The organism is Polaromonas aquatica (assembly GCF_042659145.1).
Lineage (GTDB): Bacteria > Pseudomonadota > Gammaproteobacteria > Burkholderiales > Burkholderiaceae_C > Polaromonas > Polaromonas aquatica.
In genome coordinates, this window is record NZ_JBHSRS010000042.1 from 1 (window position 1) to 1,228 (window position 1,228).

At 56.3% G+C, this 1,228-nt stretch carries 1 protein-coding gene; it reads left to right on the plus strand.

The features are described from left to right. The first annotated feature begins 60 nt into the window (after positions 1-60). A protein-coding gene (locus tag ACFQND_RS12275) for an IS3 family transposase (RefSeq protein WP_377413626.1) occupies positions 61-1,199 on the plus strand; the annotation gives its coding sequence in 2 pieces (ribosomal slippage) (positions 61-310 and positions 310-1,199; 1,140 coding nt in all). The last annotated feature ends 29 nt before the right edge of the window (positions 1,200-1,228 follow it).

The following is a 1,228-nucleotide window of genomic DNA, read 5'->3' on the forward strand; positions in this document are numbered from 1 at the left end:
TGGACTTGACCCGTTTCAATAGACACCTGATAAGGTCGAAATTGAAAAGGAGAAAAAGTCATGAAGAGAGTCAGCTACACAGCCGAATTCAAGGCTGAGGCAGTCAAACAAGTCATTGAACGGGGTCACGGCGTGGTGGAAGTTTCCAGTCGTCTGGGGGTGTCAGATAAAAGCCTGTACCTGTGGGTCAGGCAGGCCAAGGAGAAGCAAGGTGCTGGCAGCGGTGAGGCCGCGTCACTGAAGAGTGAAATTGCCAGGCTCAAGGCCGAGCTCAAGCGCACCAGCGAGGAGCGCGACATCTTAAAAAAGGCCGCCGCGTACTTTGCCAGAGTGTCCGGGTGAGGTACGCATTCATGGCCGAACACCATGGGCAGTTTCGCCTCAAAAGCATGTGCCGAGTACTGAGGGTGCAGCGCAGCGGATATTACGCCTGGAGGGCCGCGCCGAAGTCGATGCGGGCCCAAACCGATGAAACCTTGACGACAGCCATAAAGCAGGCGTTTGAAGACAGTGATGGAATCTATGGCAGCCCACGCGTGCACCGCGATCTGCGGGAAGCTGGCATGCGATGCGGCAAAAAGCGTGTCGCCCGGCTCATGCAAGTGGCCAAGCTGCGTTCAGTGCGTGGCTACAAGCGGCCCCGTTACCGCGCAGGCAAGCCTGCAGTGGCTGCACCTAATCGGTTGCAGCGCCAGTTCACCTTTGAACACCCTGACCAGGCTTGGGTAACAGACATCACCTACATCCGAACCGATGAAGGGTGGCTTTACCTGGCGGTGGTGATTGATCTGTACTCGCGTACGGTGGTGGGCTGGTCAATGAAGCCAACGATGGCCACTGAGCTGGTGCTTGACGCCTTGACCATGGCGGTGTGGCGCAGAAGGCCCAAGGCCGAGGTGATCATTCATTCGGATCAGGGCAGCCAGTTTGCCAGCGATGACTTCAACCGCTGGTGCAAGGACAACGCTCTGCTGCCCAGCATGAGCCGAAGGGGGAACTGCTGGGATAACGCGGTGGCTGAGTCTTTCTTCAGTAGCTTGAAGAAGGAAAGAATCAAACGTCAGATCTATCCAACACGGGACGATGCCAGGTCAGACGTGTTCGATTACATCGAGGGTTTCTACAATCGAGTCCGCAGGCACAGTCATCTTGACCTTCTGAGCCCGCTGGCATTCGAGCAGCTTCGTACTGGAAGCTGAAATGTGTCTACGAAAACGGGTCAAGTCCA